The following is a 19,747-nucleotide window of genomic DNA, read 5'->3' on the forward strand; positions in this document are numbered from 1 at the left end:
ACACATGCCGAGCTCGAAAAAGAAGTTGAAAAAAGAGCTTGACATTAAATAGCCGAACATGATATAGTATAAGAGTTGCTGCTGAGACATTAAACGGCGCCAACGAGAACTTGATCTTTGAAAACTGAACAACGAGTGAGTAGGAAATCACGCAAGTGATATCCAAAATTAGAGAATTAATTTTCTCGTCAGATGTTTCAAAATGAGCATATCGCTCTTTTCAATACTAATTGGAGAGTTTGATCCTGGCTCAGGACGAACGCTGGCGGCGTGCCTAATACATGCAAGTCGAGCGGAGTCATTTTGAAAGCTTGCTTTCAAAATGACTTAGCGGCGGACGGGTGAGTAACACGTAGGCAACCTGCCCTTCAGACTGGGATAACTACCGGAAACGGTAGCTAATACCGGATAATTTCTTTTTTCTCCTGAGAGAAGAATGAAAGACGGAGCAATCTGTCACTGAGGGATGGGCCTGCGGCGCATTAGCTAGTTGGTGGGGTAACGGCCCACCAAGGCGACGATGCGTAGCCGACCTGAGAGGGTGAACGGCCACACTGGGACTGAGACACGGCCCAGACTCCTACGGGAGGCAGCAGTAGGGAATCTTCCGCAATGGGCGAAAGCCTGACGGAGCAACGCCGCGTGAGTGATGAAGGTTTTCGGATCGTAAAGCTCTGTTGCCAGGGAAGAACGTCCGGTAGAGTAACTGCTACCGGAGTGACGGTACCTGAGAAGAAAGCCCCGGCTAACTACGTGCCAGCAGCCGCGGTAATACGTAGGGGGCAAGCGTTGTCCGGAATTATTGGGCGTAAAGCGCGCGCAGGCGGCTATTTAAGTCTGGTGTTTAAACCTTGGGCTCAACCTGAGGTCGCACTGGAAACTGGGTGGCTTGAGTACAGAAGAGGAAAGTGGAATTCCACGTGTAGCGGTGAAATGCGTAGATATGTGGAGGAACACCAGTGGCGAAGGCGACTTTCTGGGCTGTAACTGACGCTGAGGCGCGAAAGCGTGGGGAGCAAACAGGATTAGATACCCTGGTAGTCCACGCCGTAAACGATGAGTGCTAGGTGTTAGGGGTTTCGATACCCTTGGTGCCGAAGTTAACACAGTAAGCACTCCGCCTGGGGAGTACGGTCGCAAGACTGAAACTCAAAGGAATTGACGGGGACCCGCACAAGCAGTGGAGTATGTGGTTTAATTCGAAGCAACGCGAAGAACCTTACCAGGTCTTGACATCCCTCTGAATCTGCTAGAGATAGCAGCGGCCTTCGGGACAGAGGAGACAGGTGGTGCATGGTTGTCGTCAGCTCGTGTCGTGAGATGTTGGGTTAAGTCCCGCAACGAGCGCAACCCTTAACTTTAGTTGCCAGCAGGTAATGCTGGGCACTCTAGAGTGACTGCCGGTGACAAACCGGAGGAAGGTGGGGATGACGTCAAATCATCATGCCCCTTATGACCTGGGCTACACACGTACTACAATGGCCGGTACAACGGGAAGCGAAGCCGCGAGGTGGAGCCAATCCCATCAAAGCCGGTCTCAGTTCGGATTGCAGGCTGCAACTCGCCTGCATGAAGTCGGAATTGCTAGTAATCGCGGATCAGCATGCCGCGGTGAATACGTTCCCGGGTCTTGTACACACCGCCCGTCACACCACGAGAGTTTACAACACCCGAAGTCGGTGGGGTAACCCGCAAGGGAGCCAGCCGCCGAAGGTGGGGTAGATGATTGGGGTGAAGTCGTAACAAGGTAGCCGTATCGGAAGGTGCGGCTGGATCACCTCCTTTCTATGGAGAATCGTTCTCTGCAATGAGAACATTCAAATCGGAAGCTTAGCTTCCAAAACTCAGGTTTAGGCCTGTTACTCACTCGTTGCTCAGTTTTGAGAGTTTAAGCTCTCAAGTAAGACTTGATCCTTGAAAACTGGATACCGAAACGAATTTGCGTTTTAGAACATCTTTTAGCAACTTGTGCAAACAAGTAAATGTTATTAGTGAGATTTTTCTTCGGAAGAATCAAGGTTAAGCTAATAAGAGCACACGGAGGATGCCTAGGCGCCAGGAGCCGACGAAGGACGTGGCGAACAACGAAACTGCCTCGGGGAGCTGTAAGCAAGCTTTGATCCGGGGGTGTCCGAATGGGGAAACCCAGCTGTGGTAATTCGCAGTTACTCATTTCTGAATACATAGGAAATGTAGAGGCAGACCAGGGGAACTGAAACATCTAAGTACCCTGAGGAAGAGAAAACAATAGTGATTCCGTCAGTAGCGGCGAGCGAACGCGGAACAGCCTAAACCAAGGGGCTTGCCTCTTGGGGTTGTGGGACGTCTCACATGGAGTTACAAAGGAATATGGTAGGTGAAGAGGTCTGGAAAGGCCCGCGATAGAGGTAAAAGCCCTGTAACCTAAACTGTATTCTCTCCGAGACGGATCCCGAGTAGTGCGGGGCACGTGAAACCCCGTATGAATCCAGCAGGACCATCTGCTAAGGCTAAATACTACCTGGCGACCGATAGTGAAACAGTACCGTGAGGGAAAGGTGAAAAGCACCCCGGAAGGGGAGTGAAATAGAACCTGAAACCGTGTGCTTACAAAAAGTCAGAGCCCGATCTATGGGTGATGGCGTGCCTTTTGTAGAATGAACCGGCGAGTTACGTTTAACATGCAAGGTTAAGCCGAGAAGGTGGAGCCGCAGCGAAAGCGAGTCTGAATAGGGCGAATGAGTATGTGGACGTAGACCCGAAACCGTGTGATCTACCCCTGTCCAGGGTGAAGGTGCGGTAACACGCACTGGAGGCCCGAACCCACGTACGTTGAAAAGTGCGGGGATGAGGTGGGGGTAGCGGAGAAATTCCAATCGAACTCGGAGATAGCTGGTTCTCCCCGAAATAGCTTTAGGGCTAGCCTCGGTATAAGAGTAGTGGAGGTAGAGCACTGATTGGGTGCGGGGTCCGCAAGGATTACCAAGCTCAGTCAAACTCCGAATGCCATATACTTATTGCCGGGAGTCAGACAGTGAGTGCTAAGATCCATTGTCAAAAGGGAAACAGCCCAGACCATCAGCTAAGGTCCCCAAGTGTGTGTTAAGTGGGAAAGGATGTGGAGTTGCACAGACAACCAGGATGTTGGCTTAGAAGCAGCCACCATTGAAAGAGTGCGTAATAGCTCACTGGTCGAGTGACTCTGCGCCGAAAATGTAACGGGGCTAAACACACCACCGAAGCTATGGCTAGATACGTATGTATCTGGGGTAGGGGAGCGTTGTGTAGGGGTTGAAGGTGTACTGAAAAGAGCGCTGGACACTACACAAGTGAGAATGCCGGTATGAGTAACGAAAAGATCAGTGAGAATCTGATCCGCCGAAAGCCCAAGGTTTCCTGAGGAAGGCTCGTCCGCTCAGGGTAAGTCGGGACCTAAGGCGAGGCCGAAAGGCGTAGTCGAAGGACAACAGTTTGAAATTACTGTACCACCGTAATCCGCTATGAGCGATGGGGTGACGCAGGAGGGTAGTGACGCGGACTGATGGATGTCCGTCTAAGCAGTGAGGCTGATGTGTAGGCAAATCCGCACATCATTAAGGCTGGGCTGTGATGGGGAGCGAAAATTATAGTAGCGAAGGTCATGATCTCACACTGCCAAGAAAAGCCTCTAGCCAGGAGAAGGTGCCCGTACCGCAAACCGACACAGGTAGGCGAGAAGAGAATTCTAAGGCGCGCGGAAGAACTCTCGTTAAGGAACTCGGCAAAATGACCCCGTAACTTCGGGAGAAGGGGTGCCCCGGTAGTGTGAATAGCACGAGGGGGCCGCAGTGAAAAGGCCCAAGCGACTGTTTAGCAAAAACACAGGTCTGTGCGAAGCCGCAAGGCGAAGTATACGGGCTGACGCCTGCCCGGTGCTGGAAGGTTAAGGGGAGTGGTTAGGGGTAACCCGAAGCTATGAACCGAAGCCCCAGTAAACGGCGGCCGTAACTATAACGGTCCTAAGGTAGCGAAATTCCTTGTCAGGTAAATTCTGACCCGCACGAATGGCGTAACGACTTGGGCGCTGTCTCAACGAGAGATCCGGTGAAATTTTAATACCTGTGAAGATGCAGGTTACCCGCGACAAGACGGAAAGACCCCATGGAGCTTTACTGCAGCTTGATATTGAATTTGGGTACGATCTGTACAGGATAGGTGGGAGCCGTAGAAATCGGAGCGCAAGCTTCGGTGGAGGCGCCGTTGGGATACCACCCTGATCGTATCTAGGTTCTAACCTAGTGCCCTTATCGGGTACGGGGACCGTGTCAGGCGGGCAGTTTGACTGGGGCGGTCGCCTCCTAAAGAGTAACGGAGGCGTTCCAAGGTTCCCTCAGAATGGTTGGAAATCATTCGCAGAGTGCAAAGGCATAAGGGAGCTTGACTGCGAGACCTACAAGTCGAGCAGGGACGAAAGTCGGACTTAGTGATCCGGTGGTACCGCATGGAAGGGCCATCGCTCAACGGATAAAAGCTACCCTGGGGATAACAGGCTTATCTCCCCCAAGAGTCCACATCGACGGGGAGGTTTGGCACCTCGATGTCGGCTCATCGCATCCTGGGGCTGAAGTAGGTCCCAAGGGTTGGGCTGTTCGCCCATTAAAGCGGTACGCGAGCTGGGTTCAGAACGTCGTGAGACAGTTCGGTCCCTATCTGTCGTGGGCGCAGGAAATTTGAGAGGAGCTGTCCTTAGTACGAGAGGACCGGGATGGACGTACCGCTGGTGCACCAGTTGTTCCGCCAGGAGCATGGCTGGGTAGCTACGTACGGACGGGATAAGCGCTGAAAGCATCTAAGCGTGAAGCCCCCCTCAAGATGAGATTTCCCAATTAGTAAGACCCCTTGAAGACGACGAGGTAGATAGGTTGGAGGTGGAAGTGCAGCAATGCATGGAGCTGACCAATACTAATCGGTCGAGGGCTTATCCTATACTTAGAATGCAGATTCGTTTCGGATTCAGTTTTCAGGCATCAAGCCTGAAATACGCTTAGAAATTCATTGTCACTGCTGGTGATGAACCGAATTTCACGCGGCAGCGTCTGTTTCACAGACGCATGTTTGGTAGCGATAGCGGAGGGGTTCCACGCGTACCCATCCCGAACACGACCGTTAAGCCCTCCAGCGCCGATGGTACTTGGACCGAAGGGTCCTGGGAGAGTAGGACGTTGCCAAGCACACAAGACCACTGTTGAGTAATCGACAGTGGTCTTTTTGTTATGTATATTTACTTTAGGATTGTTGCAAATTAAATTATGTTTGACAGACTACAGTGTTTAACCCATAATACAATTCATACTAAACATATAAGAATTATAGGGGGAGCAAATTATGTCATACTTTAGTGTATCTATTAAGAAACCGATTCTGTTGGGGGCAATAGCAGTTTTGCTATTGATGTTAATTGCAGGGTGCTCGGGGTCTAATAATAAGGCTGATTCAAATAAAGAGGCACAGGAAAGTGCGAGTCCGGCAACTCAAAGTCCTCAAACTGCAGAACCTGCAACGGGAGGGACTTTCGTCTATGGACGACCTGCTTCTGTAACTTCGCTGGATTTGCATAATCAGATTACGTCCAACAATGCTTTTGCAATCGACAAAGTCTTTGAATCATTAGTCGCTTTTGACAGCGAAGGTGAAATTGTAGATTGGCTTGCTAAGTCACATACTATCAGTGAAGATGGTCTGACGTATACATTCAAGCTTCGTGATGGTTTGAAGTTTTCCAATGGTACGGATGTGACTGCAGAAGATGCTGTATTCTCTCTTGAGCGGCACTTGAAGGTAGGCGGCCCGCTGGCAATATCTGCAAAGGTCGACACAATCAAAGCGCAAGATAACAAAACGCTTGTTATTACACTTAGAGAGCCTTATACACCATTTATCTCGGAGCTATCTAATTTCTCAAATGGTATCCTTCCTAACAATTTCGGTGGAGTATCCGAAGAAGAATTCTTCAAGAAACCAATCGGTACGGGACCTTTTGTTGTTGAAACATGGGACACTGCAGGTGATCTGACCTTCACTAAGAATACATTCTACTGGCAAGAAGGTAAACCCTATATTGATAAGCTTGTTTATAAGCTGATTGAAGATGACAGCCAAGCGATTAACCAGCTGAAGGCTGGAGAAGTTAATGCTATTGAATCTTTGGCTCTGCAAAATGCCAATGAGATTAAAGCTGGGGCTGACACTAAAGTAGTTACTAACGGTAGTTGGGTGACAGAGCAATTGTTCTTTAATACGTTGGATGAACATTTTTCTGATGTGCATGTCCGTCGCGCTCTGGCGCTGGCGCTTGATCGTGAGGGCTTGACCAAGGCGCTAACCTTTGGTTATGCACAAACAGCAAACTCATTGCTGCCAACAACGATTCCTTATAACGCAAATGATACAATCAAAGCACTGAACTTTAATATCGAAGAAGCCAAGGAGGAGCTTGCAAAATCTGCCTTCCCTAATGGCTTCACTACCAAATTACTTGTAGCATCCGGTAATAGCACAAGAGCTCAAGAGGCACAAATTATTCAGGCAGCGGGTCAAACGATCGGGATTAAGATTGAGATTGAATCGATTGAACTTGCCACTTTCCGTGAACGTTTCTTCGCATATGATTTTGCGGCAATGCTGAACAGCGGTCAGGCGGATTCCCCTGAAGCGAACTCAATTATTGCTTTCCAAACTGATCCGGAAGGCTTCAGCAAATCATATTGGACGCATTATACAAATAATGAAGTTACGAAGCTTCTATATGAGGGACAAAAAACTGCGGATGGCGATGAACGTGCACAAATCTATACTAAGCTGCTGCAGACCCTTGCTGATGAAGTTCCGTATATTCCGCTTTACTATCCAGATGTTTTAAAAGGTATTCGTTCTTCAGTTGACGGTCTCGTTGTTCTACCGAACGGCAGTGCCCGTTTCGAAGATGTCCGCATCAGCCAATGATGAATCTTAAGCAGGCGTTAAATCAACCGAAAGAAAGCAAGGGTTCTTATAACTGGCTTGTGATATCTCTTATAAAAGCATTGGCAGTGATCTTCTGTGTAATGATAGCAGTCTTTTTCATCATTAGAATCGTGCCGGGAGATCCAGCAAAAATGATTTTGGGAGAATACAGCACCCCTGAGGCGCTCAAGAGTATGCATCATACTCTTGGGCTGGACCTCCCTTTATGGGAGCAATTCATCCGATTTGTGAAGACGCTGTTTACTCGAGGAGATACTGGAAACTCCATTATTATGGGGACATCAACAAGAGAGTTGATTACACAACGGGCCCCTGTTACTTTGCTGCTCATCGTGATGGCTTGTGTGTTGGCGATTTTTGTATCTCTTCTGCTCGCTACGGTAGCCGCTACGCATAAGGATAAACTGCTGGACCATTTGATACGTATTTTTCCTACAATTACTCTAGGTATGCCAATCTTCTGGGTTGGCTTACTTTTAATTTTGCTCTTTAGTGTCCGGCTTGGCTGGTTCCCTGTTGGGGGAGTAAGTGAAGGGTGGGTCGGAACCTTGCATAGTCTTGCACTTCCAGCAATCACTGTTGCTTTTTCACAGGTTCCTACGCTTGTTCGTTCATTAAGAGCGCAGATGCTTGAAGTGTTAGAATCGGATTTTGTAGTCACCCTTAAGGTTGCGGGCATACCAAACAGGGTTATTTTATTTAAACATGTGCTGCGCAACTCTGCTCTTCCTACGCTAATGCTGCTGGGTGTGAATATTTCTTATTTAATCGGAGGCACCTTGGTCGTTGAGCAGGTATTTGGAATTAAGGGAATTGGCAGCTTATTGTTCACTTCAATTTCGAAACGGGACTTTCCGGTTATTCAAGGAATAGCACTTTACTGTGCGCTATCTGTTGTGATCATCAGTCTCTTGATTGAAATCATTTCCTGGTGGCTCGATCCCAGAACGAAAGGAAAACAATGAAAACTATAAGACTAGACTCGCGATTGTATGAAGACGGTAAGATAACAAGCGGCTTAAAGCGAATATGGAATACCCCTTCACTTCTAGTGGGAATTATTATGTTTGCAGCTCTTATTCTCTTGACTGTGTTTATACCTTATATAAGTCCTTATGGCCCCTCTGAGCAAAATTTGAGTGCCTTTTTACAGCCTCCGTCAGCCGAACATTGGTTGGGAACTGATCAGTTAGGGCGTGATTTGTTTACTAGACTGATCTACGCAGCGAGGACTGATTTGAAAATCATGGTCTTGGCAGAAATCATTCCCTTTTGCACAGGTGTATTTCTAGGAATGCTGGCAGGATATTACGGCAAATGGATCGATACAGTTATTACGCTGTTGTCAGATACATTCATCGCCTTTCCTTTTTATCTGATCGTTATTATCGTTGCTTTTGCTAGTGGAGCAGGAGAACGAGGCATTTATATTACTTTTATCTTTGTAGGATGGATTGTCTTTGCCCGTGTCGTCAGAGGTCTTAGTGCTTCTTTTCGCAATCAGGAATGGGTGGCATCCGCTCAAACCTTAGGGCTACCTGGAGTGAAAATTATTTTACGTCATCTCCTGCCTAATGTACTTCCGCAAGCCGTGGTCGTCCTTATGACAGATATGATTGGATTGCTTGTTGCCATTGTTACGCTCGGGTATCTTGGTATCGGCATTACACCGCCAACTCCTGACTGGGGGACAATGATTTCAGATGGACAGCCCTTCATCACTACAGCTTGGTGGCTCTCGGCCGTGCCGGGATTTGCAGTGGTGTATACGGGGATAGCTTTGTCGCTCCTAGGTGATGGTTTGGCAGACATATGGAGGAAAAAATGATGTCTATACAACCCATTTTAGAAATAGAGGCGCTATCGCTGGCAGCTAAGTCAAATGAGAGATTGGTCAATAATGTTAGTTTTTCGCTGGGTAAAGGGGAGAGTCTGGGATTAGTAGGTGAATCGGGATCAGGAAAATCACTTACACTGCGTGCAATTTTAGGCTTGCTTCCAAATGGTGTTGAACAGACTGGTGGCACCATTAAAAGTGCCGTAAGCAGTGCAATGGTATTTCAAGATCCAAGAGGTGCGCTTGATCCGCTCTGTACGGTTGTCAAACAACTGGCTGAAGTTGTGTATTACAGACAGAGAGTAAGCCGTAAGACCTCGCGGGTAATTGCACTGGAACTGCTCGAAAGGCTTGGTCTCCCCGATTCATTGAAGAAAAAGGACCGGTATCCGAGTCAGCTGTCAGGCGGTCAGTGTCAACGGGTAGTCATCGCTCTGGCACTGGCGTGCAAGCCAGGCATACTTCTCTGTGATGAACCGACAACGGCGCTGGACGTCACGGTTCAACGGCAAATTATTGAGACGATCACGAGCCTCCAGCATGAGCTCAGTTTTGCCATGGTATTTGTTACGCATAACCTAGCGATTGCAGCAAACTTGTGTTCACGGCTATGTGTAATGAAACAGGGACAGATTGTTGAGCAGGGCAATACCCTTGATATTTTGCAAAATCCGAAAGACCCTTACACACAGATGCTGATTGATTCGGTGCTTCCTTTGCCAGAGCTTGAAGGGAGTAGAGACTCATGGAATTAGCCTTGCAAATAAAAGATTTAACTGTTCATTATGGCGGCTTTACTGCACTGGATCGCATCAATCTGAATCTTGAGCAGCACACCACCCTTGGGCTTGTTGGAGAATCCGGATCAGGGAAATCTACGCTGGCGCGAGTAATTGCTGGACTGATTGCCCCAAATGAGGGGCAGATTCTGTTGGGTACCCAAGAATTAAAAAAGAAAAGAAGCCGTGAGCAGCACAAAACAATCCAGATGATATTCCAAAATCCAGATGCTTCGCTAAATCCTAAACATTCGATTAGGCAAATTCTTTCCGAGCCCTTATTGTTTCATAAAATAGTGGGGCGTACAGGTGTTGAACAAAGATGCAAAGAGCTTTTGAATCAAGTTCATTTAGAACAGAAGGTCTTAGACAAATTCCCACATGAATTTTCCGGCGGCCAGCGTCAACGGATAGCGATCGCTCGTGCATTAAGTGTTGAGCCAAACATCCTGATCGCGGATGAACCTACAAGTGCGTTGGATGTATCTGTGCAGCTTAGTGTGCTCGAACTGTTTAATACGCTGAAGGCTGAGCTTAATCTCACCATGCTTTTTATTTCTCATGATCTAGGTGTAATCAATGCAATTAGTGATACGGTAGCAGTTATGCGGCAAGGAAAGCTCGTGGAGCAGAGTCCGCGGGACCAATTCTTCATCCGTCCTAAACATGAATACAGTTATGAGCTGTTGTCAGCGGTTCCGAAAATGCCAAAATAAAGTACATCAGGAGGTTTTCTTATGAACCGAGAACATAAAGGATACGTGCCACTTTCACTGGCTGAGTACAATAAGCTAACACATTTAATTTCCAAAGTTTTGTTTACTGAGCACCCTCCAGTTATCATCCCGGCTGAGGCAATCCTTGGAATCGAGGCGGTAGCCACCGGAATAGCTGCACCTGGTCGAACCATTGTAAATATAGTAACAGGTCCCTATGGAAGTTTATTTGGAAAATGGCTTGAGCGGGGTGGAGCAACGGTTGTTGAAGTAAAGGTTCCTTTTGATGAAGTGGTCACTAGCGACCAAGTTGCTTCCGCGATTAAGGAGTTTAAACCCTGTGCCCTTTCTTTTGTTCAAGCTGAAGTGGTTACTGGAGGCTCTAATCCTGCTAAAGAAATATTTAAAATTGCAAAAGAGTTCAATCTTATTACTGTGTCGGACTCCGTATCTGCGGTTGGGGGAGAGGCCCTGCTGGTGGATGAATGGTCCGTTGATTTTGCAGTTATAGGTGCGCAAAAAGCCTTAGCTGGACCCAACGGTGTTAGTGCCGTAAGTATTTCTCCACGTGGCTGGGAATTTCTTGAGTCGAATGAAAATGCTCCACGCAATTCTATTTTATCCTTGCTGGATCTGAAACCATCACTGGGAGACGCCGCGCCACTGCGGGTTGCCCCAAACATTCCTACGCTGGAGGCTAGAGCCTTGATTCAAGCTTTGACACGAATTGAAGAAGAAGGATTGGATCAAGTAATCAAACGCCATGAGCGAGCCGCAGCAGCTGCTGTAGCTGGTATTAAATCCTTGGGGCTTGAGCCTTGGCAAAAGGACAGCAGACATTATTCTACGCTGACTACAACGGTGCGGATTTCTGAAAAGCAAGAGTTGCGGATTGAGCAGCCTATAGGCATTGTGGCTCCCGGAGACGGAGAATTATTTGGCCATCTTCTGCGGATCAACCATTTTGGAACGAATGCTGAGCGGCAAAGTGTGGAGAAGGCTATATCCACGCTTGCCGAACTGTTGAAACAAGACCCTGTTCAGGCATTAGCAGCTGTTCGGCTGGCATGGGGGGAATGAAGATGATCCTTAAGCATCCAGAGCTGCAAACGTTCAATGATATTTTTATAGCAGGTATCGAAGGCAGACGTTTTGATGTCGTGATAAAGGATGGTCGTTTTTCATCCATTACTGAAGCGGAGCCGCATCAAGTGGAGTCAAATCTTGCAGGAACAGATCTGTGGCTAAGTCCGGGTATTATTGATCTTCATACGCATTTAGCTTGGACAGATTTTGACCACTCTGATCAATTGAAGCGCGATGCCAACCAGATCGAAATTATGCAGGCACAAGCTTTTGAAGCTACTCTTAGGACGGGTGTAACGACTGCCCGTGATGCAGGTGGGATTCTGCCGAGCACAGTGCAGCATCTTGTTCAGCAATATCAGCATCCATTAAGAGTGCAGACCAGTAGCGATATGATTGGAGCAGCAGATGCCCGTGGTCTCAAGCATTTAGAACAACGAATGGCGGAAATCTTTGCTACAGGAGCGGGTTGGATAAAAATCATGGCCACAGGCGGGCTTGGAGCACCTACCGAGAAAGTCGTTGACCCGATCTTTTCCGAAGAAGAGTTCGCGTTCATTGTTCGTAATGCACATGCCCATGATAAGAAGGTACTGGTTCATACCTGGGGTGGAGTGACGATAGACTGGTCCATCCAGGCCGGCGTGGAATCAATAGAGCATGGGATGTTTTTAACTGAGGATCAGGCAGGAAGACTTGCTAACTCGGGGGTAGCGTTTGTGCCCACCACATCAATTTATCGTATTGCTGCAGACCCAAAAGGCGTTCTAGCGTTAAACCCGATCATTTGCGACCGAGCTGCCCGCGCTGCCGAATGTCATTCCAAGGCCATTCATTATGCAAAAAGAGAAGGCGTTCGTATTGGATTCGGTACAGATTATGCCACACCTGCACTACATGGCTATAACCTTCAAGAACTGGATACATTGATTGATTATGGCTTAACTCGGAGAGAAGCGTGGCAGGCTGCGACTAAAAGTGCTGCTGATATTCTGGGGAGTGGTAACGAGCTGGGGCAAATTGCAGAAGGCTTTATTGCAGATGCTGTTGTTTTCAAAGTGGATCCATACGAAGCGCACGATGCAGATGCCCTTCGAAACAATATCGTTGACGTAATTACTGGAGCGAAGGAAGCGGAATTAATCTAGAATCGTCTAAGCTTCTTCTAAAAAAACAACTGTTGTCTTCTGCAGTTGTTTTTTACTTTCTAGATAATTAGATGATAAGTGGAGGTAGTTATTATAATACGATAATACATAGATGATGTTTTATGCTTTTGATTTTATATAAAAAAACTCTTGCAATGAATCTCTATACATGATATATTCTAAGTCCGGCCAAGAAATACACATGCCGAGCTCGAAAATGAAGTTAAAAAAAGAGCTTGACATTAAATAGCCGAACATGATATAGTATAAGAGTTGCTGCTGAGACATTAAACGGCGCCAACGAGAACTTGATCTTTGAAAACTGAACAACGAGTGAGTAGGAAATCACGCAAGTGATATCCAAAATTAGAGAATTAATTTTCTCGTCAGATGTTTCAAAATGAGCATATCGCTCTTTTCAATACTAATTGGAGAGTTTGATCCTGGCTCAGGACGAACGCTGGCGGCGTGCCTAATACATGCAAGTCGAGCGGAGTCATTTTGAAAGCTTGCTTTCAAAATGACTTAGCGGCGGACGGGTGAGTAACACGTAGGCAACCTGCCCTTCAGACTGGGATAACTACCGGAAACGGTAGCTAATACCGGATAATTTCTTTTTTCTCCTGAGAGAAGAATGAAAGACGGAGCAATCTGTCACTGAGGGATGGGCCTGCGGCGCATTAGCTAGTTGGTGGGGTAACGGCCCACCAAGGCGACGATGCGTAGCCGACCTGAGAGGGTGAACGGCCACACTGGGACTGAGACACGGCCCAGACTCCTACGGGAGGCAGCAGTAGGGAATCTTCCGCAATGGGCGAAAGCCTGACGGAGCAACGCCGCGTGAGTGATGAAGGTTTTCGGATCGTAAAGCTCTGTTGCCAGGGAAGAACGTCCGGTAGAGTAACTGCTACCGGAGTGACGGTACCTGAGAAGAAAGCCCCGGCTAACTACGTGCCAGCAGCCGCGGTAATACGTAGGGGGCAAGCGTTGTCCGGAATTATTGGGCGTAAAGCGCGCGCAGGCGGCTATTTAAGTCTGGTGTTTAAACCTTGGGCTCAACCTGAGGTCGCACTGGAAACTGGGTGGCTTGAGTACAGAAGAGGAAAGTGGAATTCCACGTGTAGCGGTGAAATGCGTAGATATGTGGAGGAACACCAGTGGCGAAGGCGACTTTCTGGGCTGTAACTGACGCTGAGGCGCGAAAGCGTGGGGAGCAAACAGGATTAGATACCCTGGTAGTCCACGCCGTAAACGATGAGTGCTAGGTGTTAGGGGTTTCGATACCCTTGGTGCCGAAGTTAACACAGTAAGCACTCCGCCTGGGGAGTACGGTCGCAAGACTGAAACTCAAAGGAATTGACGGGGACCCGCACAAGCAGTGGAGTATGTGGTTTAATTCGAAGCAACGCGAAGAACCTTACCAGGTCTTGACATCCCTCTGAATCTGCTAGAGATAGCAGCGGCCTTCGGGACAGAGGAGACAGGTGGTGCATGGTTGTCGTCAGCTCGTGTCGTGAGATGTTGGGTTAAGTCCCGCAACGAGCGCAACCCTTAACTTTAGTTGCCAGCAGGTAATGCTGGGCACTCTAGAGTGACTGCCGGTGACAAACCGGAGGAAGGTGGGGATGACGTCAAATCATCATGCCCCTTATGACCTGGGCTACACACGTACTACAATGGCCGGTACAACGGGAAGCGAAGCCGCGAGGTGGAGCCAATCCCATCAAAGCCGGTCTCAGTTCGGATTGCAGGCTGCAACTCGCCTGCATGAAGTCGGAATTGCTAGTAATCGCGGATCAGCATGCCGCGGTGAATACGTTCCCGGGTCTTGTACACACCGCCCGTCACACCACGAGAGTTTACAACACCCGAAGTCGGTGGGGTAACCCGCAAGGGAGCCAGCCGCCGAAGGTGGGGTAGATGATTGGGGTGAAGTCGTAACAAGGTAGCCGTATCGGAAGGTGCGGCTGGATCACCTCCTTTCTATGGAGAATCGTTCTCTGCAATGAGAACATTCAAATCGGAAGCTTAGCTTCCAAAACTCAGGTTTAGGCCTGTTACTCACTCGTTGCTCAGTTTTGAGAGTTTAAGCTCTCAAGTAAGACTTGATCCTTGAAAACTGGATACCGAAACGAATTTGCGTTTTAGAACATCTTTTAGCAACTTGTGCAAACAAGTAAATGTTATTAGTGAGATTTTTCTTCGGAAGAATCAAGGTTAAGCTAATAAGAGCACACGGAGGATGCCTAGGCGCCAGGAGCCGACGAAGGACGTGGCGAACAACGAAACTGCCTCGGGGAGCTGTAAGCAAGCTTTGATCCGGGGGTGTCCGAATGGGGAAACCCAGCTGTGGTAATTCGCAGTTACTCATTTCTGAATACATAGGAAATGTAGAGGCAGACCAGGGGAACTGAAACATCTAAGTACCCTGAGGAAGAGAAAACAATAGTGATTCCGTCAGTAGCGGCGAGCGAACGCGGAACAGCCTAAACCAAGGGGCTTGCCTCTTGGGGTTGTGGGACGTCTCACATGGAGTTACAAAGGAATATGGTAGGTGAAGAGGTCTGGAAAGGCCCGCGATAGAGGTAAAAGCCCTGTAACCTAAACTGTATTCTCTCCGAGACGGATCCCGAGTAGTGCGGGGCACGTGAAACCCCGTATGAATCCAGCAGGACCATCTGCTAAGGCTAAATACTACCTGGCGACCGATAGTGAAACAGTACCGTGAGGGAAAGGTGAAAAGCACCCCGGAAGGGGAGTGAAATAGAACCTGAAACCGTGTGCTTACAAAAAGTCAGAGCCCGATCTATGGGTGATGGCGTGCCTTTTGTAGAATGAACCGGCGAGTTACGTTTAACATGCAAGGTTAAGCCGAGAAGGTGGAGCCGCAGCGAAAGCGAGTCTGAATAGGGCGAATGAGTATGTGGACGTAGACCCGAAACCGTGTGATCTACCCCTGTCCAGGGTGAAGGTGCGGTAACACGCACTGGAGGCCCGAACCCACGTACGTTGAAAAGTGCGGGGATGAGGTGGGGGTAGCGGAGAAATTCCAATCGAACTCGGAGATAGCTGGTTCTCCCCGAAATAGCTTTAGGGCTAGCCTCGGTATAAGAGTAGTGGAGGTAGAGCACTGATTGGGTGCGGGGTCCGCAAGGATTACCAAGCTCAGTCAAACTCCGAATGCCATATACTTATTGCCGGGAGTCAGACAGTGAGTGCTAAGATCCATTGTCAAAAGGGAAACAGCCCAGACCATCAGCTAAGGTCCCCAAGTGTGTGTTAAGTGGGAAAGGATGTGGAGTTGCACAGACAACCAGGATGTTGGCTTAGAAGCAGCCACCATTGAAAGAGTGCGTAATAGCTCACTGGTCGAGTGACTCTGCGCCGAAAATGTAACGGGGCTAAACACACCACCGAAGCTATGGCTAGATACGTATGTATCTGGGGTAGGGGAGCGTTGTGTAGGGGTTGAAGGTGTACTGAAAAGAGCGCTGGACACTACACAAGTGAGAATGCCGGTATGAGTAACGAAAAGATCAGTGAGAATCTGATCCGCCGAAAGCCCAAGGTTTCCTGAGGAAGGCTCGTCCGCTCAGGGTAAGTCGGGACCTAAGGCGAGGCCGAAAGGCGTAGTCGAAGGACAACAGTTTGAAATTACTGTACCACCGTAATCCGCTATGAGCGATGGGGTGACGCAGGAGGGTAGTGACGCGGACTGATGGATGTCCGTCTAAGCAGTGAGGCTGATGTGTAGGCAAATCCGCACATCGTTAAGGCTAGGCTGTGATGGGGAGCGAAAATTATAGTAGCGAAGGTCATGATCTCACACTGCCAAGAAAAGCCTCTAGCCAGGAGAAGGTGCCCGTACCGCAAACCGACACAGGTAGGCGAGAAGAGAATTCTAAGGCGCGCGGAAGAACTCTCGTTAAGGAACTCGGCAAAATGACCCCGTAACTTCGGGAGAAGGGGTGCCCCGGTAGTGTGAATAGCACGAGGGGGCCGCAGTGAAAAGGCCCAAGCGACTGTTTAGCAAAAACACAGGTCTGTGCGAAGCCGCAAGGCGAAGTATACGGGCTGACGCCTGCCCGGTGCTGGAAGGTTAAGGGGAGTGGTTAGGGGTAACCCGAAGCTATGAACCGAAGCCCCAGTAAACGGCGGCCGTAACTATAACGGTCCTAAGGTAGCGAAATTCCTTGTCAGGTAAATTCTGACCCGCACGAATGGCGTAACGACTTGGGCGCTGTCTCAACGAGAGATCCGGTGAAATTTTAATACCTGTGAAGATGCAGGTTACCCGCGACAAGACGGAAAGACCCCATGGAGCTTTACTGCAGCTTGATATTGAATTTGGGTACGATCTGTACAGGATAGGTGGGAGCCGTAGAAATCGGAGCGCAAGCTTCGGTGGAGGCGCCGTTGGGATACCACCCTGATCGTATCTAGGTTCTAACCTAGTACCCTAATCGGGTACGGGGACCGTGTCAGGCGGGCAGTTTGACTGGGGCGGTCGCCTCCTAAAGAGTAACGGAGGCGTTCCAAGGTTCCCTCAGAATGGTTGGAAATCATTCGCAGAGTGCAAAGGCATAAGGGAGCTTGACTGCGAGACCTACAAGTCGAGCAGGGACGAAAGTCGGACTTAGTGATCCGGTGGTACCGCATGGAAGGGCCATCGCTCAACGGATAAAAGCTACCCTGGGGATAACAGGCTTATCTCCCCCAAGAGTCCACATCGACGGGGAGGTTTGGCACCTCGATGTCGGCTCATCGCATCCTGGGGCTGAAGTAGGTCCCAAGGGTTGGGCTGTTCGCCCATTAAAGCGGTACGCGAGCTGGGTTCAGAACGTCGTGAGACAGTTCGGTCCCTATCTGTCGTGGGCGCAGGAAATTTGAGAGGAGCTGTCCTTAGTACGAGAGGACCGGGATGGACGTACCGCTGGTGCACCAGTTGTTCCGCCAGGAGCATGGCTGGGTAGCTACGTACGGACGGGATAAGCGCTGAAAGCATCTAAGCGTGAAGCCCCCCTCAAGATGAGATTTCCCAATTAGTAAGACCCCTTGAAGACGACGAGGTAGATAGGTTGGAGGTGGAAGTGCAGCAATGCATGGAGCTGACCAATACTAATCGGTCGAGGGCTTATCCTATACTTAGAATGCAAATTCGTTTCGGATTCAGTTTTCAGGCGATTAAGCCTGTAACACGCTTAGAAATTTATTGTCACTTCTGGTGATGAACCGAATTTCACGCGGCAGCGTCTGTTTCACAGACGCATGTTTGGTGGCGATAGCGGAGGGGTTCCACGCGTACCCATCCCGAACACGACCGTTAAGCCCTCCAGCGCCGATGGTACTTGGACCGAAGGGTCCTGGGAGAGTAGGACGTTGCCAAGCACATTAAGCCATTGTTGATTTATCAGCAGTGGCTTTTTTGTTTTTTTTGGACAAGAGTGATATTTGAAGGGGAGTACAACATCTGAAGGGGCTGTAATTGAGTGACATTTTTGTTACCGACGCTGAGGTCGATACAAGTATAATAGATAAGTGCAAATAATAAGCAACATCTCTAATACGAAGGAACTACTCATAAATTCTAACTTTGAATTTTCTTGTGTCTTTAGATGCATTGTGGAGGTAAGGAGGATTTAAGGCATGAAACAAACAAGAATTATTAAGATATTAATTTTTTCGTGTATAGTAGCTTTAATACTGGCAGGCTGCGGTACGAAAGCGCCCAGCTGGGATGCTTTTGAGGGTGCGCTAAACGAGAAGAATTTCCCTGTACCCCAAGAGGCGTACTCACCAGACCAGACTACGACAAACGTTGCTATGGATTATGTACGTTATTCTTTACCTGGATTAAAGGAGAAGAATGGTATCCCAGAGGAGTATATGGATACTATTAAGGCCTGGGGATGGGTTGAACAGGAAGAGGAGAATACCGATTCATCTGGTGTTTTTCAGAAGGATGGAGTAACGGTTCATTTAACAGTACATGATGATTATTTTATAGTTATGATTCCTAAAGAAAAGAAGGCCTTAATTAAAGGTCTTAAGACAAAATAAATAATCGCCGTCCTTTATGGATGGCGATTTATTTATATGCGAATACAGGTTAACCGTACTCTATTGAGAGTAATAGGAGGCATCGGTTGGATTAAACTTCAGCATGCCTTCCTTGTTGCGTTGATTTATTTTGAACAGTGTATAGAGACGGGGTAGTAAAAGCCACAAGTGGCAAATAATCAGGGATACTGTAAATGCCGGTGGTGACCAAAAAATAAAGAGAGCTGCAATACAAAGACCAATATAAAAATTATGTAACTGTACTTTACGGAAAATGCGGTAACTAATGTGTTGATCTGGCATGAAGCCAAGCCACGGGATTTTAAATGAGATGGACCATCTTTTTGAAATAGGATGCCCGGAGATTAGAAGTACTGAGCGTGAAATAACATATTGAACCCAGAACATAACCGGAGCAGCTATAATTAAGTAGAGAATACTCCACCAAGAAAGAAAGACTGTCTCGAGCACAAGGACCAAAAAAGGGAGCAAAATATAAACACGCAGCAGAGGTGCCGTTAGATTAATTTTTTTGATTAATTTATATTGATAGAATGTAGCAGCGCCTTTGGTGTTGGATTCCATATAAAATAGACTAACCTCCTCACAGATTCATATGTTCTTAATATCGGCGAATGAAAGCATTTTATTAAACTATGGGCGAATATTCACCGATATGGGGGCAGCGGAATATATATAATACACGAAACGAAGGATATGAAAAAACTATGAAAAGGTTTAAAATGATAGAAGGTGTATCATACTGTTCTTAAAAGAGTCAAGGTGGGATGGTTATGGAACAGCAAACCGGGCAAGCTTGTATCATTTGTGGACAGGAAAAAGAAGAAGGTATTGTGATTGTCTCGCATTTTATTTGTGAGGATTGTGAGGCAGAAATGATCCGTACCGAGGCAGAAGATGCTAAGTACCGTTTTTTTATTGGCCAGATGAAGAAGATCGGATTGCAAAAGAACGCTTAAGTAAGTAGAGTAACTCTGTTAATTGATGCGGATAAGAGAGCGGTCTGGATGAAAGATATAAGGGCTGCATTAGAGATATTCATATACGGCTTCCTCGTTGTTTAAGCGGGGGGAGCCGTTTTGCTGTTCAGTCAGATGCTTTTATGAGGAAACATAGGAG

General features: G+C 48.0%; 10 protein-coding genes and 6 rRNA genes. 15 read left to right on the forward strand and 1 reads right to left on the reverse strand.

What is annotated here, in order from left to right; all coding sequences use genetic code 11:
• Positions 1 to 227: 227 nt before the first annotated feature.
• From MKX34_RS00050 to MKX34_RS00115, 14 genes are all read left to right on the forward strand, one after another.
• Positions 228 to 1,785 (forward strand): 16S ribosomal RNA (locus MKX34_RS00050).
• A gap of 232 nt (positions 1,786 to 2,017) precedes the next feature.
• Positions 2,018 to 4,944: ribosomal RNA gene (locus MKX34_RS00055) — 23S ribosomal RNA — on the forward strand.
• Positions 4,945 to 5,072: 128 nt separating this feature from the next.
• A 5S ribosomal RNA gene (rrf, locus tag MKX34_RS00060) occupies positions 5,073 to 5,189 on the forward strand.
• The 16S, 23S and 5S rRNA genes sit together here, the layout of an rRNA operon.
• Before the next feature lie 154 nt (positions 5,190 to 5,343).
• Entirely contained in the window at positions 5,344 to 6,960 is a 1,617-nt protein-coding gene (locus MKX34_RS00065) for an ABC transporter substrate-binding protein (RefSeq protein ID WP_076273892.1), read from the forward strand.
• Positions 6,957 to 7,946, forward strand: coding sequence for an ABC transporter permease (locus tag MKX34_RS00070; RefSeq protein ID WP_076297356.1), 990 nt, complete (start codon positions 6,957 to 6,959; stop codon positions 7,944 to 7,946). Before MKX34_RS00065 ends, MKX34_RS00070 begins: the two co-directional genes overlap by 4 nt.
• Entirely contained in the window at positions 7,943 to 8,809 is an 867-nt protein-coding gene (locus MKX34_RS00075; RefSeq protein WP_143761395.1) for an ABC transporter permease, read from the forward strand. The genes MKX34_RS00070 and MKX34_RS00075 overlap by 4 nt, the downstream gene beginning before the upstream one ends.
• Positions 8,806 to 9,573, forward strand: a complete 768-nt coding sequence (locus MKX34_RS00080; protein ID WP_256717659.1) for an ABC transporter ATP-binding protein — start codon at positions 8,806 to 8,808, stop codon at positions 9,571 to 9,573. The genes MKX34_RS00075 and MKX34_RS00080 overlap by 4 nt, the downstream gene beginning before the upstream one ends.
• Complete coding sequence (locus MKX34_RS00085) at positions 9,564 to 10,313, forward strand: ATP-binding cassette domain-containing protein (protein WP_076101048.1); 750 nt, start codon at positions 9,564 to 9,566, stop codon at positions 10,311 to 10,313. The genes MKX34_RS00080 and MKX34_RS00085 overlap by 10 nt, the downstream gene beginning before the upstream one ends.
• A 21-nt stretch (positions 10,314 to 10,334) precedes the next feature.
• Positions 10,335 to 11,393, forward strand: a complete 1,059-nt coding sequence (locus MKX34_RS00090; RefSeq protein WP_076273896.1) for an aminotransferase class V-fold PLP-dependent enzyme — start codon at positions 10,335 to 10,337, stop codon at positions 11,391 to 11,393.
• Between the two features lie 2 nt (positions 11,394 to 11,395).
• The gene (locus tag MKX34_RS00095) at positions 11,396 to 12,547 is read left to right on the forward strand and encodes an amidohydrolase family protein (protein WP_076297357.1); all 1,152 of its coding nucleotides are present in this window, start codon (positions 11,396 to 11,398) and stop codon (positions 12,545 to 12,547) included.
• Between the two features lie 425 nt (positions 12,548 to 12,972).
• Positions 12,973 to 14,530 (forward strand): 16S ribosomal RNA (locus MKX34_RS00100).
• Between the two features lie 232 nt (positions 14,531 to 14,762).
• Positions 14,763 to 17,689, forward strand: a 23S ribosomal RNA gene (locus MKX34_RS00105).
• Between the two features lie 129 nt (positions 17,690 to 17,818).
• Positions 17,819 to 17,935: ribosomal RNA gene (gene rrf / locus MKX34_RS00110) — 5S ribosomal RNA — on the forward strand.
• A 258-nt stretch (positions 17,936 to 18,193) separates the two neighbouring features.
• The gene (locus MKX34_RS00115) at positions 18,194 to 18,607 is read left to right on the forward strand and encodes a hypothetical protein (protein WP_036678856.1); all 414 of its coding nucleotides are present in this window, start codon (positions 18,194 to 18,196) and stop codon (positions 18,605 to 18,607) included.
• 60 nt (positions 18,608 to 18,667) lie between these two features.
• Here MKX34_RS00115 and MKX34_RS00120 read toward each other — a convergent pair whose 3' ends face one another.
• A complete protein-coding gene (locus tag MKX34_RS00120) occupies positions 18,668 to 19,192 on the reverse strand; it encodes a hypothetical protein (protein ID WP_036678854.1) in 525 nt (174 codons plus the stop codon).
• 209 nt (positions 19,193 to 19,401) lie between these two features.
• Here MKX34_RS00120 and MKX34_RS00125 point away from each other — a divergent pair, with 209 nt between their 5' ends.
• Positions 19,402 to 19,587, forward strand: coding sequence for a sigma factor G inhibitor Gin (locus MKX34_RS00125; protein WP_036678851.1), 186 nt, complete (start codon positions 19,402 to 19,404; stop codon positions 19,585 to 19,587).
• Positions 19,588 to 19,747: the final 160 nt, after the last annotated feature.

The organism is Paenibacillus sp. FSL R5-0636 (assembly GCF_037974255.1).
Lineage (GTDB): Bacteria > Bacillota > Bacilli > Paenibacillales > Paenibacillaceae > Paenibacillus_AQ > Paenibacillus_AQ odorifer.